Here is a 638-nt window from a genome sequence, read left to right on the forward strand (position 1 = left end):
GCTGACGCTATTGTTGCTGCTGAGCCGGAACCGGTTGAATATGTTCGCGTCTGCGACGCTTACGGCACCGGCTACTTCTACATCCCCGGCACCGAAACCTGCCTCAAGATCGAAGGCTACATCCGTTTCCAGGTTGACGTTGGTGATCAGCCGCTCAACCTCTCGGCTGACAACGACTCCGATTGGGATGCCCGTACTCGCGGCCAGGTTCAGTTCACGGCCAAGAGCGACACCGAGTATGGTCCGCTGACCGGCGTCATCGTCATGCAGTTCAATGCTGACAATGCCTCCGAACAGGAAGCTATCCTCGACTCCGCTTACCTCGACGTCGCGGGCTTCCGCGCTGGTCTGTTCTACAGCTGGTGGGACGATGGCCTCTCGGGTGAAACCGACGACATCGGCTCGATCGTAACGCTGCACAACTCCATCCGCTATCAGTATGAAAGCGGCGACTTCTACGCTGGTCTCAGCGTCGACGAACTGGAAGACGGCTTCTACAAGTCCGGCGAAGGCCCGAACAACGTAGGCGTTGCCTTCGGCGTTGGCGGCACTGCAGGCGCCTTCAGCTACCAGGTCACCGGCGGCTGGGACTTCGACAACGAAGACGGCGCTATCCGTGCAATGGGTACGGTTGAAAT

The 638-nt window shown here is 59.1% G+C and carries 1 protein-coding gene; it reads left to right on the top strand.

From position 1 onward, the window contains the following. Nucleotides 1–638, top strand: a 638-nt coding sequence (locus tag FFR93_RS40485; protein WP_138397236.1) for a porin, incomplete at both ends; no start/stop codon positions are given.

The organism is Rhizobium sp. MHM7A (genome assembly GCF_005862215.1).
In the GTDB taxonomy this organism is placed as follows: domain Bacteria; phylum Pseudomonadota; class Alphaproteobacteria; order Rhizobiales; family Rhizobiaceae; genus Rhizobium; species Rhizobium bangladeshense.